General features: G+C 60.8%; 16 protein-coding genes. 8 read left to right on the top strand and 8 right to left on the bottom strand.

The window, feature by feature from the left end:
- The first annotated feature begins 822 nt into the window (after positions 1-822).
- Entirely contained in the window at positions 823-1,275 is a 453-nt protein-coding gene (gene tnpA / locus H1B37_RS14380) for an IS200/IS605 family transposase (protein ID WP_182867362.1), read from the top strand.
- A 349-nt stretch (positions 1,276-1,624) separates the two neighbouring features.
- Here tnpA and H1B37_RS14375 read toward each other — a convergent pair whose 3' ends face one another.
- A complete protein-coding gene (locus H1B37_RS14375) occupies positions 1,625-3,391 on the bottom strand; it encodes an AAA family ATPase (RefSeq protein WP_182867361.1) in 1,767 nt (588 codons plus the stop codon).
- 43 nt (positions 3,392-3,434) lie between these two features.
- Positions 3,435-4,079, bottom strand: coding sequence for an MOSC domain-containing protein (locus tag H1B37_RS14370; protein WP_182867431.1), 645 nt, complete (start codon positions 4,077-4,079; stop codon positions 3,435-3,437).
- 87 nt (positions 4,080-4,166) lie between these two features.
- Here H1B37_RS14370 and H1B37_RS14365 point away from each other — a divergent pair, with 87 nt between their 5' ends.
- The 3 genes from H1B37_RS14365 (at position 4,167) to H1B37_RS14355 (ending at position 8,049) form a co-directional block, all read left to right on the top strand.
- A complete protein-coding gene (locus tag H1B37_RS14365; RefSeq protein WP_182867360.1) occupies positions 4,167-5,381 on the top strand; it encodes a DinB family protein in 1,215 nt (404 codons plus the stop codon).
- Between the two features lie 147 nt (positions 5,382-5,528).
- Positions 5,529-6,662: an N-methyl-L-tryptophan oxidase gene (gene solA / locus H1B37_RS14360; RefSeq protein WP_182867359.1), complete on the top strand. Its 1,134-nt coding sequence runs from the start codon at positions 5,529-5,531 to the stop codon at positions 6,660-6,662.
- A gap of 430 nt (positions 6,663-7,092) precedes the next feature.
- Positions 7,093-8,049, top strand: coding sequence for an AEC family transporter (locus H1B37_RS14355; protein WP_286177755.1), 957 nt, complete (start codon positions 7,093-7,095; stop codon positions 8,047-8,049).
- A 241-nt stretch (positions 8,050-8,290) separates the two neighbouring features.
- Here the strand turns inward: H1B37_RS14355 and H1B37_RS14350 are convergent, their stop codons facing one another.
- The 3 genes from H1B37_RS14350 to H1B37_RS14340 all read right to left on the bottom strand — a co-directional run bounded on the left by H1B37_RS14350 (position 8,291) and on the right by H1B37_RS14340 (position 11,127).
- Positions 8,291-9,469, bottom strand: a complete 1,179-nt coding sequence (locus tag H1B37_RS14350; RefSeq protein WP_182867357.1) for a hypothetical protein — start codon at positions 9,467-9,469, stop codon at positions 8,291-8,293.
- Positions 9,466-9,867 (bottom strand): SseB family protein, encoded by a 402-nt coding sequence (locus tag H1B37_RS14345; RefSeq protein WP_182867356.1) that lies wholly within the window; start codon positions 9,865-9,867, stop codon positions 9,466-9,468. The genes H1B37_RS14350 and H1B37_RS14345 overlap by 4 nt, the downstream gene beginning before the upstream one ends.
- Before the next feature lie 219 nt (positions 9,868-10,086).
- Complete coding sequence (locus H1B37_RS14340) at positions 10,087-11,127, bottom strand: TIGR00266 family protein (RefSeq protein ID WP_436298274.1); 1,041 nt, start codon at positions 11,125-11,127, stop codon at positions 10,087-10,089.
- A gap of 236 nt (positions 11,128-11,363) precedes the next feature.
- On the opposite strand from H1B37_RS14340, the gene H1B37_RS14335 reads away from it, so the two are divergent.
- The 4 genes from H1B37_RS14335 (at position 11,364) to metX (ending at position 17,200) form a co-directional block, all read left to right on the top strand.
- On the top strand, positions 11,364-12,758 hold the full coding sequence (locus H1B37_RS14335; protein WP_182867355.1) for a Gfo/Idh/MocA family protein: 1,395 nt from the start codon (positions 11,364-11,366) through the stop codon (positions 12,756-12,758).
- 5 nt (positions 12,759-12,763) lie between these two features.
- Entirely contained in the window at positions 12,764-13,894 is a 1,131-nt protein-coding gene (locus H1B37_RS14330; protein ID WP_182867354.1) for a S1C family serine protease, read from the top strand.
- A 232-nt stretch (positions 13,895-14,126) separates the two neighbouring features.
- Positions 14,127-15,431, top strand: a complete 1,305-nt coding sequence (locus H1B37_RS14325; RefSeq protein WP_182867353.1) for an O-acetylhomoserine aminocarboxypropyltransferase/cysteine synthase family protein — start codon at positions 14,127-14,129, stop codon at positions 15,429-15,431.
- Positions 15,428-17,200: a homoserine O-acetyltransferase MetX gene (metX, locus tag H1B37_RS14320; protein WP_182867352.1), complete on the top strand. Its 1,773-nt coding sequence runs from the start codon at positions 15,428-15,430 to the stop codon at positions 17,198-17,200. The genes H1B37_RS14325 and metX overlap by 4 nt, the downstream gene beginning before the upstream one ends.
- 51 nt (positions 17,201-17,251) lie before the next feature.
- Here metX and H1B37_RS14315 read toward each other — a convergent pair whose 3' ends face one another.
- The 3 genes from H1B37_RS14315 to H1B37_RS14305 form a co-directional block, all read right to left on the bottom strand.
- Positions 17,252-19,189, bottom strand: coding sequence for an ATP-dependent helicase (locus H1B37_RS14315; RefSeq protein ID WP_182867351.1), 1,938 nt, complete (start codon positions 19,187-19,189; stop codon positions 17,252-17,254).
- Between the two features lie 62 nt (positions 19,190-19,251).
- Complete coding sequence (locus H1B37_RS14310) at positions 19,252-20,715, bottom strand: sulfatase (protein WP_182867350.1); 1,464 nt, start codon at positions 20,713-20,715, stop codon at positions 19,252-19,254.
- Positions 20,716-21,205: 490 nt separating this feature from the next.
- Complete coding sequence (locus tag H1B37_RS14305; protein ID WP_182867349.1) at positions 21,206-21,946, bottom strand: hypothetical protein; 741 nt, start codon at positions 21,944-21,946, stop codon at positions 21,206-21,208.
- Between the last annotated feature and the right edge of the window lie 76 nt (positions 21,947-22,022).

Here is a 22,022-nt window from a genome sequence, read left to right as displayed (position 1 = left end):
CCCCTTCACCGGCGCCGTTTGCGCCGCCCGAACATTTCGCGGCGACTGTTGAACGCCGCTGGCGTTCCGTTTCCCGATGAACCCGATCCCCGGGGTGCGCTCACGCGACCCCGGGCTGTGTTGTTGCACCGCTCCGCGGTGCGACGCCGACGGCGTCGTCGCGATGATCTTTCATCGTCACCCCGACCGCATGGTCGTCGCGACGTCAAAGGCATCACCGGTCGCACCGCGGCCGTCACGCCAGCGGCGTGCCACAACAAAGCTTGGGGGCGCGCGAGCGCACCCCAAGAACCGGTCACCACCCGTCACGCCAACCCCAACGGGGTTGAACAAGATACGACCGCCCCTTCACCGGCGCCGTTTGCGCCGCCCGAACATTTCGCGGCGTCTGTTGAACGCCGCTGGCGTTCCATCTTCCAGATGGACCAACACCCGGGGTGCGCTATCGCGACCCCGGGCTGTGTTGTTGCACCGCTCTGCGGTGTGACGCCGACGGCGTCGTCGCGATGATCTTTCATCGTCACCCCGACCGCATGGTCGTCGCGACGTCGAAGGCATCACCGGTCGCACCGCGGCCGTCACGCCAGCGGCGTGCCACAACAAAGCTTGGGGTCGCGGTAGTTTGGATCGCCACCGGGCGATCCAACCCCAACGGGGTTGAACAATCCGACCTTTGATTCCGGCCGCCCCCAAAGTGGCGGAATCTTTTTGCGATTCAGCCTCGCCGCCGTTATACCAACCGGTTTTAGGCCGACCAAGTTGGGTTGATGTTCCTGCCTCGTCGGCACCCATGATCCAGTCAGAAAAACAGGAGACGAAGACATGGGGCAGTCGCTGGTTCAGATCTATGTGCACTTGATCTATTCAACCAAGGGGCGAAAACCTCTGCTGAAAGATCCTGCATTTCGTAAACGGCTGTACGGCTACAAAGCTGGGATTTGCAAGAAGCAGGATTGCCCCGCGATCATCATCAATGGTGTCGAGGATCATGTTCACCTCCTCTGTCGTCTCGGCAAAACGATCGACATCGCAAAACTCGTCCAGTCGCTCAAACGTCCCAGTAGCGATTGGATCAAGGAGGAATCGTCGATCAAGAACTTCTATTGGCAAACGGGCTATGGCGCGTTTTCGATTAGCCCGGGACACGTCGATGGATTGACGGAGTACATCCGCGACCAGGAGATTCATCATCGCAAAGAATCATTCCAAGACGAATTTCGGCGGATCTGTAAACGTTACGACGTTGACATCGACGAACGATACGTCTGGGATTGAATGCCATCCGCCAGCGGAGTTGAACCGGTGTTTGCGACGCCCATCAAACCACGCACCAATTGTTGAACCCCGCTGGGGTTCCTCCTCGAATTTCTCAACCTACCCGGGGTGCGCTATCGCGACCCCGGGCTGTGTTGTTGCACCGCTCTGCGGTGCGACGCCAAAGGCGTCGACCGGAACGACGAACCGCCGCGTTGCGATGTGGTTGGATCCGTTCGGTGATACCACCGGCCGCATCGCGGCGGTCACGCCAGCGGCGTGTGACAACAGAGCTTGGGGTCGCGGCAGCGCACCCCAAGAATGGGTCGCCACCGGGCGATCCAATCCCAACGGGGTTGAACCACCAGACTTACAACGCCTCTTCTTCGCCCGCGGGGAGTTCCAATACGGGTTCGCCCCAGTCGGCCAGGAAGGTTTCGCCGCAGGCTTCACATTGGACTTCGGTTCCCAACAACTGATCGTCGATCACTTGCGGGATGCCCTTGCACTCGACACGCACCTTGCCGGGCTGGGCTGCCATGGCTTTCAGGTGCATCGGGTCGACTCCGGCAACTTCGATGTCCTCCGGTTCCAGGGTCGTCAATAACTCTCGCGTCACCTCCTCCACCGTCGCAATCCGGTTGGCCAACCGTCGGACGCTTCGCTCCAGGCTATTCCGGGACGTTCGCCCGTTGCCGAAATGACGGTCGCGATTGGCGTGCAGGTAGGTGAACCCACGCAACAGCCGACGCCGCGATTCGGTCGGCAAAGTGTACTTCGACTTATTGGCGATCAATTCAAAGATCCGGCACAATGCTTCGGGTGAATAATCCGAGAACTGCATCGTCGTTCCGACCCGGCTGCTCAGTCCCGGATTGCTGCGGATCATCTGCCGCATTTCGACCGGATAACCGGCCAGGATGACAACCAGCCGGTCGCGTTGATCTTCCATTCGTTTCAGCAACGTCTGGATCGCTTCGCGGCCATATTGGTCTTGTCCGCTTTCGTCGATCAATGTGTAGGCTTCATCGATAAACAAGACGCCGTCGAGCGCTTCGTCGATCTTGGCATTGGTCTTGGGGCCGGTTTGTCCGGCGTACTCGGCGACCAATCCGCTGCGATCGGTTTCGACCAGATGCCCTTTTTCCAAGATGCCCAGCGCGCCATAAATCTCGGCGATGATTCGGGCGACGGTTGTCTTTCCCGTTCCCGGGTTGCCGACAAAGGCCAGGTGCAAACTGGGCCGTGACGTCGGCAGGTCCAGTTCTTTGCGTCGACGTTCCATGGCCAAAAAGTTCGTCAACGTCGTGATCTGGTCCTTGATGTTCTCCAACCCGATCAGACCGTTCAGTTTGGCCTTGGCGTCGGCCAACCGTTCTTCGGGGGATCGCTCATCGATCGGTTCGTCCACCGCCGCTGGCTTCGTCGACGTGGTGGCAGTGACGTCGCGACCGGCGCTTCCGCCGGGACCGGCCAGTGGCGTCGGTTTTTCGGCCGCGGTCGGCCCGACGCCTTCCCGCAACCGCTTGGCTTCTTCACGCAACCAGGTCAGCGCGTCACGGGCGTTGGACGTATCGACCTCACGGGTCAGCGTTTCCGGCGCACGGCCTCGGGCGGCATCGAATTGCTCTTTCATCCGCCCGATCCGGTCATTGTCCACCGCGCTGACGGTTCCGTCGACCGACGTCAACAGCGTCGCCATCCGCATCGCCAACGTCTCCAGTTCCCCCCAGTGATCGCGAAGCTCGGGCAGTTCGACGAACGGGCGCACTAGATCCGACCACTGAAATTCGTCTGCGGCGCCGATCAACCAATCGACCGCTTCGTGCAGTTGGCTTCCCAAAACCGATTTACCCCAGATATGTTCCAACAGCACGCGGCCGAGTTGCCGTTGCTCGATGTTCTTCGCACTCGCGTCGGGCACCGCGGTTGCAAAGACCTTCATCAGGAACCCTTGATGCAGGTCATTCATTTGATCGGCGACCGAGGCCGCATCGGGATCATCACCGCCACCCAGCCAGCCGTAGGATCCACGCACCAGTTTCCCGGCCTCGATGTACAGCGCTTGCGTCTCATCGAGGGCCTCGCGATACAGCCGAATCGATTCGATGATCCTGTCGTCGCTTGATCGTGACATGGTTTTCGTATCCTATGGGGGCGGCGGTTGTTTGGCACAGACGCTAGGCCAGTGCGTCCTGCCATTCTCGCGATAGTTGGGGAAGGTTCATCAGCGCGTGAACCGACATTCGATCGACTTCACGGCCATATAGCACATCATTCGCGCGGGCGACCGTCCAGTCCGGGTTGGGGCGGAGCTGAAGTTCCAGCTCCGCACCGGGGGCCAATGGACCGCCGGTGACGACGCGTACATACCACCCGGTTCGGCCGGTCTGGGCGACTTGCTTGGTCATCGACTTGGTCTGCCAGCGCCGGGCGATTTTCCAACATGGCTGACGTGGTTGACTGATCTCCAAAACACAATCGCCCGACTTGAATCGGTCACCGATACAGACGTCCGACTCGGTGGCACCGGCGAGTGTCAGGTTTTCGCCGAATCCGCCGGGCGCAAACTCGAGCGCCGGATGCTCTCTGGCCCAATCCCGATAGTGGACGCCTGCGTAGCACAAGATCGCTTTGTCCGCGCCGCCGTGGTTCTTGGTATCGGCCACCTGATCACCGACGATGCCCCGTTCATTCACCGCAACCGGACCGTTGACGGGGGTCTTTCGAAACGCACTGGTCCACCGACGTGAAAGGACGTCACGCGTGTCGGGGGCACCTTCGGTCACCACTTTCCCGACTTGGATCGATTCGATCGTGATCATTTACGCTACAGTGGGACGGGAATCGAAGAGGCGGTGGAACGACGCTCGAATCAAAATAACGGATCCGGTAAGGATTGATCTATGCCCATGACCAGAAGATTGCCCGTCGCACGCTCGTTTTGCGGTGCGGTGTCATTGATTGTGTTTCTGCTCGTCAACACGCCGAACCCGTCGGTTGCCGCCGACGGCGAACCCATCGCGATCCGAGCGTGGCCCGATGGTCGCGTCCATATCGAAAACCACTGGGGGCTCTGTGTTGTCCTGTCCGCCGGCGATGCGGCCGACAAGACACCGGATCCGTCTGTTCAAAAGCATGTCACCCTCGGCACCGGCATCGACCACGTTTGGTCACGACGACCGAATCAGGATGCCGCCACGTGGAACCCCGTGTCGGATTCACGATTACCTGCCGGATCGATTCGCGTGACGTCGCTTCTCGCAGCGAACCAGATTGCCTGTGGATGGTTGGTGCGTACCGACGGAGTGGGCTTGGCGGTCCTGACGGAACCAAACGCCCGCGGTTTCGCCGCTGCGAACGACACCGCGTCGACCGATGCCGTGCCTAGCATCGACGCGGTGGTCCTGCCGTCGCCGACCGCCGACAGGATTGCCGGCACTGCAGCAACGACTTGGATCAAAACGGTCCAACCACGATTCGTGCTGATCCCCTCCGGCAGCGCCACGGACGGTGCCGAACGATTTGCGAAACAGATCGATACGCTCGGCGACATCACCGAAATCGACCACAACACGTTTGCGATTGCTCAGTCGAGCGAACCCGGTCAAGTGACTCGTTTGGTGACGCTAGAAACAGAGCCCGTTCAGCTTTCCGGTGAGCTTGACGCATTGATGAAAAAGATGGAAGCATCGTGCAAGCGTTCCCAAGCGGTATTCAGCCGACTGAGCGCGAACCAGTTGAACTTTCGGCCGGCCAACGGAACGCACACGCCACGTTGGAACGCCGAGCACATGATGGGACGGCAACTGCTGTTCTTTTCACAGATCTACCACGCACTCGATCCGGCGATCCCCGTGATGGATTTGAATCCCCGGCAAATGCCACCGGATTATGTTGCGGCGCACCCCGACTGGGGTGGACAAGAAGAAGCACGGCAAATGCAACGCGTCAGCGACTTCACGCGACGGTTCGCCTACTTGCTCCGCGACATCAACCTCGACACCCGGGCGCCGGGCAGCCGCTGGACGCTCCGCGGTTTGCTGCGGCAGATGGAGCGGCATTATGACGACCATACCGCAAACACGAAAAAGAAGTTTCAACTAGCCGACTGGCCGAGCGAGTGAGCCGCGTTTAACGTGGGCGAACAATTGGACGATGTAATCCTTGGCATCTTTTTTGGCCCTGGCCGCGCTGCGCAGAATCTTCATGATTCAGCCCTTTCAAGTCGCGTGATTTGACATTGACTGCATGGAACGAGGAGGTCGACATCCATGGCAAACTGGGATGCCATCGTGATCGGACTGGGCGGGGCCGGCAGCGCCGCGGCCTATCATTTGGCCGCCAGGGGCTGCCGTGTGCTGGGGTTGGACCAACATCATCGTGGCCACGCACTGGGCAGCTCGCACGGCAAGACGCGGATCATCCGGCAAGCCTACTTCGAACACCCATCGTATGTTCCGTTGCTGCGCCGTGCTTATCAGTTGTGGAACGAATTGCAACTGGCCTACGGCGAGCAACTCTATCATCCGACCGGCCTGGTCGAATTGGGCCCGGCAGATGGAGTCGTGATTCCGGGGGTGCTGCGAAGCGCCGCCGAACATGGCTTGGCGATCGAAGAGTTGTCGGTCGATGAAGTCGCGCACCGCTGGTCCGGATTCGCCGGTCCCCGTTTGCGTCAACACGGTGATTGGCGAGCGGTGATCGAAAAGGATGCCGGCTACTTGCGTGTGGAAGATTGTGTCGAAGCCCATCTGCGGCTGGCTGAACAAGCATCAGCAACCCTGCGACATGATCGCCCGGTTCGTCAGTGGCGCACGACGGGCCAAGGGGTTGAAGTGACGACGGACGACGGAATCGAAGTTGCCGCAAAGCTGGTGATCGCCGGCGGTCCCTGGAACGGAACGCTGCTTTCGAGTCATGGAATCCGATTGCGTGTGCTGCGAAAGTATCAATACTGGTATCGGCCGAAGTTGTCAGGTTATGCCCAGCACGATGGTTTTCCCTGCTTCTTTCACGAAACACCGACGGGCTATTTCTATGGCTTTCCCGGCATCGGGGACGAGGGACTGAAGGTCGCCAGACACAGCGGCGGGACGCCGGTCGAATCCCCCACGTCCCCACACCCGATCGACCGCGAGGAACAGCGGCAAATCGAGGATTTTTTGAAGGGTTATTTGCCCGGTGTCGGTGCCCAATTGAAGGCGCAATCGGGATGTTATTACACGATGACGGCGGACGAACACTTTGTTGTTGACCTGATCCCAAACGCCCCCCAGGTCGCAGTCGTTGCCGGGCTGTCCGGCCACGGATTCAAATTCACCAGCGTGATGGGGGAACTGGCCAGCCAACTTGCGATCGACGGAGAGACGATGTTGGACACGTCACTGTTGCGGTTCGGACGCTGAAACAATCCCCAATGCCGGCGGGAAGCGTCACGGCCGGTTGATCTGATCTGATCAAACGTGGGATGAGCCCGTTCGCGCGAGCACGCGGGCCTGAAACACCACGAACAGGCCTGAAACACCACGAACAGGCCTGAAACACCACGAACAGGCCTGAAACACCACGAACAGGCCTGAAACACCAACAAAACGCACCGGGGGCTCGAAGGCTCGCGCCATACGGCTGATTGAATCAACAGGCCGGTCAGCGAGCGGCACGTGGGGCGCGTTTTCGCGACAAGGAACCCATACCGCCACTGGCTCCCGCCAAGTGATGGCATGGTGGCATTAGGGCCTAACGGCGCGCCTTTGGAGGCTGACTGTGGTGCCGGCGCCATCACCTTGCCCGCAGCACTTCTTACGCCCGAGGAAGGTTGGGTTTATGTTGGGCCGCATGCAAGATTTTTGGCCCATCATCGCGTCCGTCCTCGGTGTCTTTCTCGTGATGGGCGTGGGGGCTGCTTGCCGGTCGGTGGGATGGTTGACGGCCGAGGCCGATCGAACGCTGGCCAATCTGGCGGCCAACGTGATGTTGCCGGCCTACTTCATTCATCAGTTTTCGCAAAGCAGCGAAATCGGCAAGATCGCGACGGCGTGGCAGCCGCCGTTGTTCGGATTCGTGTCCACCTGCATCGGCCTGTTGCTGGCCTATGGGTTTGCCCGATCGGTGCTCGGCCGCTGGTTCGGCTTGGTCGGCGATTCGTCTCAGCGGGCATTCGCCTTGTGTGCCGGAATCTGCAATTACGGCTACATCCCGCTGCCGCTGGCCGAACAGTTTTATCCCACGGCGATGATCGAATTGATCTTGCACAATGTGGGCGTCTCGATCGCACTTTGGAGCCTGGGGATCGCGATCATCAGCGGTTCGGGCGGCGACGGTTGGAAGAAGGTTCTGAGCAGCCCACCGCTGTGGGCGGTCGTGATCTCGATCGTATTGAGTGCGATGGGGTGGGCGCAATCCATTCCGACTCCGCTGGCGACGGCCATCGGGGCGCTCGGCTCGTGCGCGATCCCGTTGGGGTTGCTGCTCAGTGGCGCGATCATCGTCGACTTCATCCGCGACAAGTCCTATCTGGCCGATGCCAAGGTGATCGCGGCGGGGATCGGCATCCGTCAAGTCGTGCTTCCGCTCCTGTTGCTCGGCGTCGGCGGCTGGCTCGTGCGGAGTCCGGACCTGCGAACCGTCGTGATGTTACAGGCGGCGATGCCGGCGGCGGTTTTTCCGATCGTTCTGACCAAACTGTACGGTCGCGACACCGAGACGGCGCTGCGCGTCGTGTTGTGGACGTCCGTCGCCGGGATCATCCTGATTCCGACCTGGTTGGCCGTCGGGGCCTGGTGGTTGGGGTAGTGGGCCGCTCGCTCACCGGCCTGTCGATTGAATCGAAATGGACAAGCTAATGATCAGCCGATGGGCGCTAGCCCCGGTTTTGTGGCGGCGAGAACCGCGGCTAGCGCCGTGCGGCTGATGAAGTCAACAGCCCGTCACGCTTCCCGCTGGCACATCCCTCGGATCGTCTTGCCCCCATTGTTTTGCCCCTCGTCATCCTGTCTCCTCTCAACCGCACACGATCCAATCACGGGCCGCTCGCTCACGCTTCCCACTGGCATCTCACCTTCGACTTGACCAGCGCGGTCGCTCGATTCCAATCGTCCGCACCGGCAAACTGTTCCCGCGACACCAAACAGCAAGCCGTGTCGTTCTGGTGCGGGTACAGGCCGATTGCATCGTCGGTGATTTCATAGTGATCAAAGAATTGCCACGTCGCCCGGGTCTGGCCGAGCGACGTCATCGCAACGTAGCCTTCGTCATCCAGCCAACCCCAGGACCACCAGGCGACCAGTCGGCCCTTTTCGGACGCTGACCGCCGCGCTCTTCGAACGCGGTAGAAGATTCCTGCCAGCAACAATCCGATCCACAGGAACAACAACCCGACGTACAGGCTTCGAAAACCGGTCAGGGTCAAGATGCTGACCAGCAAACTGATCAACAAGACGGCCAACACAAGCCACGTCTGCCACACAACTTGTTTGGTGGTCTTCAACAATCGAGTGTCCTGGGCGTTGTCCTCGTAAAACGGCCCTTCAAACGCGATCGCCTCTTCCGACATCGAAAACAGGCAGTCGCCTTCCGGCGGTGTTTGCTTCCGCTGGTCGATCAACTGCGGCGGCGCCGGCGGAAAAGCTCGTTGCAAATCTGCGGCAACGCTGCGTGCCAACGCCGGGTCACTGAACGCCTCGATCGGAAGCGTTTGCCAAAACGTCAGCTCTTTGGCAAAGCTGATCACCCACAGCTCGTGTGTTGCGGCGCAGGCGACGAGCTTGGAGAGCGGTTGGTAGGCTTGGCTCTGCTCGGTTTCGATCCAAAGCCCCTCAGCGTCGATCCAGCCTCGAATCGATCCGGTGGCAAGCTGGAACCCCGGGATCCGGGTCCCAATCAGCCAGCGTTGATGTCGGCAAAAAATCAGAATGCCGCCGACCAGCACGAGCGTCGAAAGCAGCACACGGATGACGCTGTCGAAATCCACGTCGCCCAGTGCCAGCGTCAGCACGCCGGTGGCCAACGTGTAAGCACCGGCCAGTGCCAACATGACGCGCGTCGCACTGCGGTAATCGGTTCGGATCCCGGCTTTGATGACCGCATCGCGATGATGTTGCCGCGTCAGCTGGCCTTGGAACTCCAAACGGTGCGGAACGAAGTGGCTGGGCGGTGGCGATGATGCCGTGGCAAAGGAATCCGAAAGCGGTGCTTGGTAGGGGTTGGGCGTCACACCTCGGACTTCTGCACCAGTTCCAACAAGTCGTGGTCGATCACCAGCGACTGTTCACTTTCAGGGTTCAAAAACAATCCGTGTTCGGGCGGCATGTATTGCAACAATGCGTCGCCGTCGAGCACATAGCCTTCGATCTCGTCACCCTCTTCGTAGTACTCTTCCATCGAGTGCACGAAGTCGCCGGCGGTTTGTTCGCTCGTGAACGCGACGACCAGGTGCATCCCATCCAGATCCGTGCTGAAGACGTTGGCGCCTTCTTCGTCGTCGTCTTCTTCGTCCGACATGGTCAACAGCACGAACTCTGCCGCTCCAAACAATTGGCGAACCAGAACGGCGTCTCGTTGTTCGATGGCGGTCGCCAATTGTGATTCCAGAGATTCGGTCGAGTCGGACATGGGAGGGCTCGCAGGGGTTTGGGGGCGGGGGGCCATCAGGTTCGATACGGTTAGTTATCGCAGCCCGGCCCCAAAAAGCAAACCCGTGACCGAAGCGTGGGGACAGCCGTTTGCCGCGAGCTGAGGGGCATTGGATCATTGCAGGCATTTCATCATTCTGCCCCGAATCATTCTGCCATCCCTCTCCCGGGTCCCATCGATCTGCCGGGTCCGGTCGATTCAGTCCCCCATGAACATTTCCCCGAATCCGCCCAGCAGCGATCCCTCGCCCTTTCGGGTATTCCCGCCGCTGGGGATCGCGGCGGCCAGCCGTCCGGCGAACCGCGAGAACGGCAGGGATTGCAACCACACCGGCCCGGGCCCCCGCACCGTCGCCAGAAACAGGCCTTCGCCGCCGAAAAAGGCATTTTTCAGTCCGCCGACGAATTGGATGTCGTAGTGCACCGAGGGGCCCATCGCCATCAGGCAGCCGGTGTCCAGCCGCAAGGTTTCGCCATGCTCCAGTTCGCGGTACATCATCGTTCCGCCGGCGTGGATGACCGCGATGCCGTCGCCTTTCAGGCGTTGCATGATGAAACCTTCGCCGCCGAACAGGCCGGCACCGATTTTCTTTTGAAACGCGATGTCCACCGTGATCCCGCGGGCCCCGCATAAAAAGGCGTCTTTTTGGCAGATGATTTCGCCGCCCAATTGATCCAGGTGCAGGGGAATCATGCGTCCCGGATGCGGCGCGCCGAAAGCCACTTTGGCTTGTCCGCGGCCCTGATTGGTGAACGTCGTCATGAACAGCGCCTCGCCGGTCAGCGCACGTTTCCCCGCCGAAAGGACTTTGCCGAACAGGCTGCTGTCCTGCTTGGAGGGGTCGCCGAACACGGTCGCCATCTCGACCCCCTCGGTCATGTACATCAGGGCCCCGGCTTCGGCGATGGTTTGCTCCCCCGGGTCGAGCGTGATTTCGACGTACTGGGTTTCGTGGCCGAAGACTTCGTAATCGATTTCGTCGCTGCGGCGGTTGACGCCGTCGCCGGACTGGCCGCCGCGCATCGTCACCGGCGCCGTGCTCATTTCGACCTCGCCGGCGGAGAACCGGTCGTCGCCGTCGGCCGTCGAATCCATCGGAAAATCGCCGCCGGTCGTGCCTGCGGCATCGCTTCCGGGAACACGAAACGTCTGTCGGCAGGCCTTGCAATTGACCTGTTTTCCCGCCATTGAATCGTCCGCCTGGTAGTCTTTTCCGCACATCGGGCAATTAAATCTCACCGCTTTCTTCTCCTTCCATTCGTCTACGCGACGGTCATTTTTCTCTGGTCCAACGTCTGCCCCACCGGGCCCGTTTCCAGTTACCATAGGGCGCTGCAACTTACCATAGGGTTTGGCGAGCGATCTCCCATGTGCCCTCATTTGAACATCCACTCCGCGATCGTCGGCCGTGTTCACGCTCGCGACCGCGAATTTACATCCCTCGATTTCCACTCCCCCCATCATAAGGCAGTCCGATGACCCAGCGATCCAAATCGAAATCCGGCCCGCAGCGTCGCCAGTTCCTCAAGACCGCCGCGGCCGCCACCGCCGCCGCTTCGGTTCCGTATTTTTATTCGACGCCGAAAACTCTGGCCGACGAAACCAAGAGCAAGAACGATCGTGTCGCGATGGGCGTGATCGGCGCCGGCGGCATGGCCGGCGGCAACATGAACAGCGCCAAAGACTGGGTGGACGTCGTCGCCATCAGTGACGTGGACATCGGTCGCCTCCAGTCATTCAACCAGCGACACAGTGGCGGCAAGGCCGTGGAAGCGGTCGACTATCGCGAACTGCTGGACCGCAAGGACATCGATGCGGTCCACATCGCGACCCCCGATCACTGGCACACCAAACCGCTGATCGAAGCCATGCTGGCCGGAAAAGATGTCTACTGCGAAAAACCGCTCACGTTGACGATCGACGAAGGCAAGTTGATTCGCAAGGTCCAAAAGGAAACCGGTTGCATCGTCCAAGTCGGCACGCAACAACGCAGCACGTTCCATTTGTTTGTTAAAGCGATGGCGATCGTCAACGAAGGACGGCTGGGTAAGATCCAGGAAGTCCAAGCGGCCATCGGTGGTGCTCCCACCAGCCCGCCGATTCCCGTCGCCGAGGTGCCCGAGGGATTGGACTGGGACCGCTGGTTGGGACCGGCACCCTTGGTCGATTACCGCAACCTGCCAAGCCAAAAGAATCGCGGTCGCGGCAACACGAACTGCCACTATGAATTCCGCTGGTGGTACGAGTACAGCGGCGGAAAACTGACCGACTGGGGCGCACACCACGTCGACATCTGCAACTGGGCACTCAAGCTGAACGGCCAAACCGCCGGCCCGTTGTCGATCAGCGGCACCGCCGAGCATCCGGTCGAATTCAAAGACGGCATCCCGCAACAAAACGATCGCTACAACACCGCGACCTCGTTCCTGTTCAACGTGATGTACCCCGGCGGCACCAAGATGATCATCCGCAACGACACCGACAACGGCGTCTTGATCACCGGCGACAAGGGCAAGATCTTCGTCAACCGCGGCCGATTGGTCGGCAAGCCCGTCGAAGACTTGAAGGACAACCCGCTGCCCGAAGACGCGATCGCCAAGGTCTACAAGAACTTGCCGATGGAACGCAACGAACGCTCGGCCCACTGGGCAAACTTCCTGCACTGTGCCAAGGAACGCACCGAGCCGATCAGCGACGTGCACACCCACATGGAAATGCTGAACGTGTGCCACTTGGCCGGCATCAGCGCTCGGCTGGGCGGACGCGAGCTGAAGTGGGATGACCACAGCGAACAGATCGTCGGCGATTCGCAAGCCAACAGCATGCTCGCCCGGCCGTACCGAAGCGGCTACGAAATCGACATGGGCTAGTGCCGATGCAATCCGAAGACGCGATCGATCTGCGGCGTCAGCTACGCCTGACCTGGTTGTTGTTGACGGTCGTGGCCGTCGTCTTTGTCTGGCCGACCGTTCGCGTTTGGCTGGGGGTCGGCATGGCTGCCAGCGGCACGCCCCGCACGGTCACCCCGCGAGGTGAACTGGCCGAATTCGAACAGTCGACGGTCGAACTGTTCCGCACGGTCAGTCCGTCGGTGGTCTACCTGACGACCCGATCGCGCATCGCCAGCCCGTTTTCGCGGCGGGCGATCGAGGTCGACGCGGGGTCGGGCAGCGGTTTCATGTGGGACGAATTCGGCCACATCGTGACCAACTTCCATGTCCTGCAAGAAGCGTCTTCGGCCAAGGTCGTGCTGTGGGACCAATCGTCTTACGAAGCGACACTGATCGGCGGATCGGCCGACCACGACTTGGCCGTGCTCAAGATCAACGCGGCGGCGGCAAAGCTGCTTCCCGTTGCGATCGGCACCAGCGGTGACCTGTTGGTCGGGCAGGCGGTGTTCGCCATCGGCAATCCCTTCGGGCTCAATCAAACCCTGACCACCGGAGTCGTTTCCGCCAAAAGCCGCTCGATCGACAGCCCCACCGGGCGTTCGATCGAAGACGTGATTCAGATCGACGCCGCAATCAATCCCGGCAACTCCGGCGGTCCGCTGCTTGATAGCGCCGGGCGGCTGATCGGGGTCAACACCGCCATCTACAGCCCCTCGGGAACCTCGGCCGGCGTCGGGTTTTCCATCCCCGTCGACACGGTCAACCGGGTCGTGCCGCAAATCATCGCCAACGGTCGCTACGAGCCGCCACAGTTGGGCGTCCGCGTGATCGCCGAACTCAGCGATGCGGTCACACAGCGACTGGGCGTCGAGGGCGTGTTGATCTTTCACGTCGTCCCCGGCGGCCCGGCTGACCGCGCCGGGCTGCGGGAAACCGTGATCGGCCAGTCCAGCTTGGTTCGTCCCGGCGACATCATCCAAAAGATCGGCGACCGAACCGTCCGCGACATGAATGACATGCTGGAAGCCCTGGAACACTACGCCGTCGGCCAGACCGTCACCGTCGAGTACCTGCGAGAGGGCAAAACCGAATCGGTCGACGTCGTGTTGCAGTAACCGGGGGAATCCTGACTAGTCGTAGCTGCCTTCGCCAGAAGGTGGTTCCCCTGGGAGTTCCACGCTCTTGCGAGCGTAGCTACGGTCAACAAGCAATTGCCCGGCAGACCGGCCACCGAAACCCCACCCGCATGCGATTCCGCGGCGCCCACCCGCACCGTGGTCAGCCTCGTCGGATTGCCCTACACTGTTCGCCCCTCTCGACAGACCACCCTCCCCAGGACGCGAATTGATGAGCGAGAACTATCGCCCCGGAACCCTGGCGTTGCACGCCGGCCAAGAGCCCGACCCGACCACCAACGCTCGCGCGGTGCCGATCTATGCGACGACCAGCTACACGTTCAACGACACCGACCATGCCGCGGCGCTGTTCGGGTTGACCGAATTCGGGAACATCTACAGCCGGTTGATGAACCCCACCGTCGACGTGCTGGAAAAACGTCTGGCGGCACTCGACGGCGGCGTGACCGGATTGTGTTTTGCCTCCGGGCAAGCGGCGATCACGGCCGCCATCCTGACGATCGCCCACAGCGGGCAAAACATCGTCAGCAGCACGTCGCTCTACGGCGGCACCTGGACCCTGTTCACGCAAACGTTCAAGAACCTTGGGATCGAAGTCCGTTTCTTTGATCCCGATCATCCCGAACAGATCCATGAATTGATCGACGAGAACACGCGTCTGGTCTACATGGAATCGATCGGCAACCCCAAGAACGACGTGCCGGATTTCAAAGCCATCGCCGCTGCCGCGCACAGTGCCCCCCACGGCGCGATCCCGCTGCTGTGCGACAACACGGTGATGACTCCGATGTTGCTCAAGCCGATCGAGCACGGCGTCGACATCGTGATCTATAGCACGACCAAGTTCCTGGGCGGCCACGGCACACACATCGGCGGTGCGATTGTCGACAGCGGCAATTTCAAATGGGCCGATCAACCCGAAAAATGGCCAGAGTTCTGCGGGCCTTCGCCGTCCTACCACGGTGCGGTCTTCGAAGAACACCTGCGGCCGATGGGCAACATCGCCTACCTGATCCATGCCCGAACGCACTGGTTGCGCGACACCGGGGCGGCGATGAGTCCGTTTGCGGCATTCCTGTTCCTGCAAGGCTTGGAAACACTGCACCTGCGGATGCCCCGGCACTGCGAAAACGCTCAGAAGGTCGCCGAATTCCTGGAATCCAACGACGCGGTCGAGTGGGTCAACTACCCCGGACTGAAATCGCACAAGAACTACCAACTCGGCCAACAGTACCTGCCCCACGGCCAAGGCGCGATCATGGGCTTCGGCATCAAGGGCGGAATGGAAGCCGGGAAAAAATTCATCAACGCGTGCAAACTGTGCTCGCACCTGGCGAACATCGGTGACGCCAAGACGTTGGTGATTCACCCGGCCAGCACGACGCACCAGCAATTGACGCCGGAAGAGCAGGCCAAAGCGGGCGTCGTTCCCGAATACGTGCGTGTTTCCGTCGGCATCGAAGACGTCAATGACATCATCGATGACTTGAAACAGGCGCTCGCCGCGGCGACGTGAGCCAGCGCGATTCCACGACCGATTTGTTCGCCAGCACCGATGACGACCGCGTCGCCGGCCCGCTCAAGCACGTCCGCTCGGTCACCTTTGACGGCGATGTGCAGCTGGAACTCGGTGGGCGGCTGAGTAACGTCTGCTGCGCATTCGAAACCTGGGGCGCGCTCAACGCCGACGCCTCCAACGCTGTGCTGATCTGCCATGCCGTCTCCGGTGACTCGCACGCCGCGCGGCACGACCCCGGTGACGATCCGGGCTGGTGGGACGATCTGATCGGACCGGGCAAGCCGGTCGACACCGATCGGTTCTTCGTCGTGTGCCCCAACGTTTTGGGCGGCTGTCGTGGCACCACCGGCCCCGGCGACATCGACCCGCAAACCGGGCGTCCCTTCGGCGCCGATTTTCCGCGGATCACCGTCGGCGACATGGTCACCGTCCAGCGGATGCTGGCCGAACATCTGGGCATCACCCGCTGGCACGCCATCATCGGCGGTTCGCTGGGCGGCCACCAGGCGATGACCTGGGTCGCAAAGCATCCCCATTCGACTAACTTGTGCGTCGTCATCGCCTCCAGCGCCCGGCTGACCAGCCAAGCGTTGGGGTTTGACATCATCGGCCGCAACGCCATCCAGACCGATCCGCACTTTTATGGCGGGCAATACTACGACCAGCCCAAACGGCCCACCACGGGGCTGGCGATCGCCCGGATGCTCGGCCACGTCACCTACCTGTCGACCGAAGCGATGGAACAAAAGTTCGGATCGGATCGACACGACCCACGCGAGATCGCGACGATCTTTGAACAGCGTTTCAGCATCGGGTCGTACCTCGCCCACCAAGGCCAAAAATTCACCACCCGGTTCGATGCCAACAGCTACGTCACGTTGACGATGGCGATGGACCTGTACGACCTGGGCGCCAATCGGTTGCAGTTGATGGAAACCTTCAACGACGCCGACTGCCAGTTTTTGGTCGTCAGTTTCAGCAGCGATTGGTTGTTCACTAGCGATCAATCCCGCGACATCGTCAACGCGCTCACGGCGCTCGATAAACCGGTGTCGTATGCGGAAATCACCACGCCACGCGGACACGATTCGTTTTTGATCGCCGACGACATCGACCAGTACGCTCCGTTGGTCCAGGCCCGGCTGGGAGACATTGACACGACACCGGCATCGGTTTCCGAAGTCGAAAAATTGATTTTGGCCGAGATCCCCGACGGCGCTTCGGTGTTGGATCTGGGGTGTGGCGACGGTCACCTGTTGGCCGCGCTTCGCCAACGTGGCCACCAGAAACTGGTCGGTGTCGAAGTCGCACAGGACAGCATCATCAAAACCGGACACCGGGGGCTGCATGTCATCGACTATGACTTGAACAACGGACTGCCCGCCTTCATCGACAACCAATTCGACGTCGTCGTCCTGAGTGCGACGTTGCAAGCGGTCGCCAATGTGGAGACATTGTTCCAGGAAATGATTCGGGTCGGCCGGCGAATCATCATCAGTTTTCCCAACTTTGCCTATCGCAAGCTGCGCGAGGACTACGTCGTCCGCGGGCGGTCACCCAAAGCCCCCGGCGAGTTCGCCTTTGAATGGTACAACACGCCCAATCGGCGGTTCCCCAGCATCGCCGACGTGCATGACCTCTGCGATCAGATGTCCCTGCGTTTGGAGAAAGAGATCTACGTCGACGCGTCCCTGGGCAAACGAATCGACGCCGATGACGACCCCAACCTGAACGCCGACACCGCAATCCTGGTGATCGTGGGATAGGCTTCTAGCCTGTCAGTGCCGAATGACAGGCTAGAAGCCTATCCCACCGATTCACCCCCGAAACGAGGTGATCGGTGCATCAAACGGATCGGTGTTGATGTCCAGATCCGATTGAACCAAATCGGGCGGCACATCTCGCAAGAAATACGGTTGCGTGTTCGATCCGCCGGATTGATAGAAACGGTTGTGGTGTGGGACGTAGGCTCCGTGAGAACGCAGGGACCCGGTCAAAAACAACTCGTTCTGGGCGCGGGTCATCGCGACGTACAGCACCCGGCGTTCTTCCTCCTCCTTGTCATCATCACCGATGCTGCGGACGTGGGGATAGTTGCCCGGTTGGACGCCGATCAAGTAACACACCGGCGCCTCGGTGCCCTTGGCGCTGTGCACCGTGATCAGCGTCACCAAGTCGTCGATGTCTTCGTTGCTGGCTTCCGATTCGGTGATCGGATCCAGGGTGTACGTTTCCAGAAACTCGCCGACCGATGAATGTTTGGCCGCCAGACGACGCAACAGCTTGAAATCTTTGCTGCGTCGATCCCAGTCGTCATACTTCTTTTCCAGCAACGGCGTCATCTTGTCGGTCGCGGCCCCGATCACATCGCTGGGCCGGTCCCAGCATTTCAGGCACTCATCGATCGATTCGGCCAGCCGCGGATTGGTTTTGTAGCGGTCGGCTAATAATTTGCTAATGGCTTTGATGTCCGGCAAGGTCAACAGTGTGCCGATCGTATTGGCTGCCGTCTTTTCGCCGATTCGCGGCCACAGCGTCAAGTAACGCATCCAAGCCAGTTGATCGGCCGGGTTGTCGATCACCCGCAGCAGGCTGAGCAGATCCTTCACATGCGCCGATTGCAACAGTTGCGTCCCGCCGATGAACCGATAGGGGATGTCGTTTTCGATCAAGGCGGCTTCGACACTGCGGGCGGCCCAGGCGCTGCGTGTCAAAATCATATGCTCGCGCCAGGGATCGCCCTCTTCGTGTCGCTGCATCAAATCCGACGCCACCCAGTCCGCCTCCTCGAAGTCGCTGTCCACTTCGACCAAAACCGGTTTGATGCCGGGGCCGCGGGCGGCGTGGAGGTGTTTGTCATAGCCCAATGACGACTGGTCGAGCAGCCAATTGGACAGATCCAGAATCTCCTGGGTGCTGCGATAGTTCTGTTCCAGCTTCAACACCTGTGCCCCGGGAACACGCTCGGTGAAGGAGTGCACATTACGGAAATCGGCACCGCGGAATGCGTAGATACTCTGCGCGTCATCGCCGACACAAAACAATTTGGCCGGGTCGCGCATGCCGTCCAGGATCAACCACTGCAACGGGTTTGTGTCCTGCATCTCATCGACCAGGATGTGGTCATAGCGTGCTTGCAGCTTTTCCCGCACGATCCGGCTGCGGTGCAACTGCCGGGCAAACAGATGCAGAATATCGTCGTAGTCGAAGTAGCGGCACTCTTGCTTGCGTTTGGTGTAGTCCTGCAGGACGGCGCTGATCCGCTTGATCGCGTCTTCATCGTAATCGGTGAATTCGGCCAGGTATTCCGCGGTCGGACGGTTGGTGTTTCGCGCGTAGGAATAATAGTTCGCCAGCTCGGCCGACTTGGGGAACCCGGCGTCCTTGCCCACGATGTTGGCCCGGGCCAGTTTCATCAGCTGCAATTGGTCGTCACGGTCGATGATCGTCAGCGAACCGCATTCGAACAGATCCGGCCAGCGACGCAGGTATTGCAAACAGAAGTTGTGAAAGGTTCCGGTGGGCACGGTCTTGGCCGGGGAACCGATTTGCTGGGTCAACCGATGCCGCATCTCGCGGGCGGCGCGGCGGGTGAAGGTCAACAGCAAGATTCGCCGCGGATCGACGCCGGTCTGGGTCAGATGGGCGACGCGGGCGACGATTGTGCTCGTCTTGCCGGTCCCTGCGCCGGCCAGCACCAGCACGTCCTCCCCATCGAACTCGGCGGCACGTGTTTGCTCGGTATTTAGTTCCATCACATCCCTTCCCACGCGAATTCGATTGCCAAATCTCAGGCTATCGGTTCCCCCCGTTTTTTTCAAGCGTCGCGTTTTTTCAGGCGTCGGGCGATCTCTCGCGCCTCGTCGTCGGCGTCAAAGTCGGGGTTCGGCTCGGTCGGTACCGGGGCGCCGGTCGATTCTCGCCAGGCCTTCAGCAACCCGTGCAATCGCTCGCGCTGCCGCGGATGCGTTTCGGCCAGATTCGTCGATTCCCCCGGATCGGCTTGCAAATCGTACAGTTCCAAACCGCCGTCTTCGAAATATTCGTGCAGTTTCCATTTCCCGTTGCGGATGACGCTGCAGGGCCGCGAGCGATACAGCACATCGCGTTGCTCGTCGCTGCGCTGGTAGCTTTGCAAATACGCCGGGAAGTGCCAGAACAGCGAGCGGGACTGGAACTCGGAATCGGGCTTGCCGGCCAACAGCGGGCAAAGGCTGATGCCGTCGAGCGGTTGATCGGGCAGCGTCGCCCCGGTCACTTCACAGAACGTCGGGAACAAGTCGACGTTGATCACGGGGGCGTCGCAGGTCGTCCCCGGCTTCGTTACGCCCGGCCAAACAACAAACATCGGTTCGCGAATGCCGCCTTCGTAGTAGGTCCCCTTGTAACCCTTCAGAGGTTTCATCGACGTCGCCGGGCCATAGCCACCGTTGTCACTGGTGAACACGATGATCGTGTTTTGGGTTTGCCCCAGTGAATCGATCGTGTCGACGATCCGTCCGACGCCCCGATCAACACTTTCGATCATCGCCGCCATCACGGGATGATCGTGCAGCTGGCCGGGCTGTTTCTGCTGGTACTTTTTCACCAGTTCCGGCTCGCCCTGGATCGGCGTGTGCACGGCGAAGTGGGTCAGGTACAGAAACCACGGCTGGTCGGATGGTTGGCCGATGAACTTGATCGCTTCATCGGTCAAGCGATTCGTCAGGTATTCGTCCTTGGGGGCGTCGGCCAATTCGGGGATGTCGCCGTGTGGGGGGAAGTAGCCCCGTGGCGGGCTTCCGCTGTGGGTGCCGGCGAAATTGAAATCGAACCCGTACGGGATCGGGTCGTCGCTGAGATGCCATTTCCCGATCGTACCGGTCCGGTAACCCGCCTCGCGGACACAGTGAGCCCACGTGCGAATATCGGTTCGCAACGTGTCGGTACCCGGGATGTGCATCAAGCGGCCGTGTTTTCGTTTGCCCCGCCGCGACGTTCCGACGTTATAGATCTCGTGACGCGGTGAATACTGCCCCGACAACAGGCACGCCCGCGAGGGGGCACAATTTGCGGCACCGGCGTACGCATCGGTGAACACCATGCCGCGCGCGGCCAGTGCGTCCAGATTCGGCGTCTCGTAGAAATCGCTGCCCATGAAACCGGCGTCCCGCCAACCGAAATCGTCCAGGAAAATGAACAACACGTTCGGCTTGTCGGCGGCTCGGGCGATCACGCCTTGGCTGACCGCGGATACCACAATGACGCAGCAATAGACGACGGAGACAAGCTTGAATGGCATGGCGCAGATCATTTGGGAGGGACGAGGCTCTGTCGAAGCGGGTGACGAGGATCAATGATAGCCTGTTGACAGGATCGCGGGCGCACCTCAATCCGACACACCGGGTGAAACTCAGGAGACGACGCACCGATTCGGGGGCAATGCCAAGCCCATTGTAGAACCGTTGTCCCAACTGTTCCCCCGCGGCCCAATGTAGAACCGTTGTCCCCAACTGTTCCCCCTCAGCCGCCCGCGGCTGACCCGGCATCCTCTGCCCGCTGCGCGGACTCCTCCGGAGTCGGTGCAACGCAGCAATCAGGCGCCGGGGGTGAAGCCCCGCGGTGGGCGCTGGGGGAAATAGGACCAATGCGACGTAGGGGACAAATGGGACCGGGCAGTGGTCGAGGGAACACGCCGTCCTATCGGTCGCGTGGGGCCCATTGGTCTCATTGGTCCTATTTTCCCACCCGTCCGGTCGCCGCCGCGTGCCCGCCACCCACCATTCAGACGCTCAGCGACGGCCCCTCCGGGGCGGACGCGCCGGCTTTGCACACCGGACTCGTCGTCGGCGGTGGCAAGCAGAAACGCCCCACAGCGTCGCTGCCAAAAAGGCGACCGAGCCGGGTTCGGGAATCGCCGTGATCCTAAAGACGCTTTTTTCCGATCCGTTTGGCGACGAAAACTCGGGGTTGACCAACATCGTCACCGACTCGCCCGACGCCCGGACGGCGATCGAGGTCGTCCGCGTCGCACTGCCGTCGTCGCGACCAAAGATGTCCAGCGTGACCGTGTCGCCGGGCTGCATACCGAGCCCGCTGTAGTCAAACGTCAACGTGCCGACGGCAAACGGATCCGTCGTGGTGATTTCATAGGGAATCGGCTCATCCGGCAGATAGGAGTCCAGCACGATTTGCGATTCGAACCCCGATGACCCGCTGCCGAATTGTTGCCCGTCATGCCACGGGGCGAATTGTGGCCGAGCGTCGAAACGAACCCGAGAGTAGTCGGTCAGTGCCGCTGCATTGATGGTGCTTTGGACGATGTCCAAATTGATCAGCTCGATCACATCGCCGATCGCATCCGCCGTCCCCGCAAGCACCAAGTCGCTCTCGAATCGTTCTCCCGCGGCGGCTCGTGAGGGGGTGAGGTGGGCGACAATGACGGCCGGGCAACGGCGCGCGTCCAACCACGCCACCCAGCTCCATGCCACCAGACCGATCAGTGTGCAGCAAAAACATCGGCGATCAAGCATTCGGTCAAGCACCGGCCCGCGGGTTCGTTGAAGTCAGAGTCGCCAATGCTAAATCCAGCGGGTGTCAAAAGCAAGC

The sequence above is a fragment of the Stieleria mannarensis genome (assembly GCF_014154935.1).
Lineage (GTDB): Bacteria > Planctomycetota > Planctomycetia > Pirellulales > Pirellulaceae > Stieleria > Stieleria mannarensis.
Note: the sequence above shows the minus strand (reverse complement) of the source record. Positions and strands in the feature narration are given on the sequence as shown.

Excerpts from the sequence above, each read along its gene's own strand:
- H1B37_RS14330 (WP_182867354.1), top strand. The coding sequence starts at position 12,764 with ATGCAATCCGAAGACGCGATCGATCTGCGGCGTCAGCTACGCCTGACC.
- H1B37_RS14315 (WP_182867351.1), bottom strand. The coding sequence starts at position 19,189 with ATGGAACTAAATACCGAGCAAACACGTGCCGCCGAGTTCGATGGGGAG.
- H1B37_RS14345 (WP_182867356.1), bottom strand. The coding sequence starts at position 9,867 with ATGTCCGACTCGACCGAATCTCTGGAATCACAATTGGCGACCGCCATC.
- solA (WP_182867359.1), top strand. The coding sequence starts at position 5,529 with ATGGCAAACTGGGATGCCATCGTGATCGGACTGGGCGGGGCCGGCAGC.
- H1B37_RS14310 (WP_182867350.1), bottom strand. The coding sequence starts at position 20,715 with ATGCCATTCAAGCTTGTCTCCGTCGTCTATTGCTGCGTCATTGTGGTA.
- H1B37_RS14355 (WP_286177755.1), top strand. The coding sequence starts at position 7,093 with ATGCAAGATTTTTGGCCCATCATCGCGTCCGTCCTCGGTGTCTTTCTC.
- H1B37_RS14365 (WP_182867360.1), top strand. The coding sequence starts at position 4,167 with ATGACCAGAAGATTGCCCGTCGCACGCTCGTTTTGCGGTGCGGTGTCA.
- H1B37_RS14335 (WP_182867355.1), top strand. The coding sequence starts at position 11,364 with ATGACCCAGCGATCCAAATCGAAATCCGGCCCGCAGCGTCGCCAGTTC.
- tnpA (WP_182867362.1), top strand. The coding sequence starts at position 823 with ATGGGGCAGTCGCTGGTTCAGATCTATGTGCACTTGATCTATTCAACC.
- H1B37_RS14305 (WP_182867349.1), bottom strand. The coding sequence starts at position 21,946 with ATGCTTGATCGCCGATGTTTTTGCTGCACACTGATCGGTCTGGTGGCA.
- H1B37_RS14325 (WP_182867353.1), top strand. The coding sequence starts at position 14,127 with ATGAGCGAGAACTATCGCCCCGGAACCCTGGCGTTGCACGCCGGCCAA.
- H1B37_RS14370 (WP_182867431.1), bottom strand. The coding sequence starts at position 4,079 with ATGATCACGATCGAATCGATCCAAGTCGGGAAAGTGGTGACCGAAGGT.
- H1B37_RS14375 (WP_182867361.1), bottom strand. The coding sequence starts at position 3,391 with ATGTCACGATCAAGCGACGACAGGATCATCGAATCGATTCGGCTGTAT.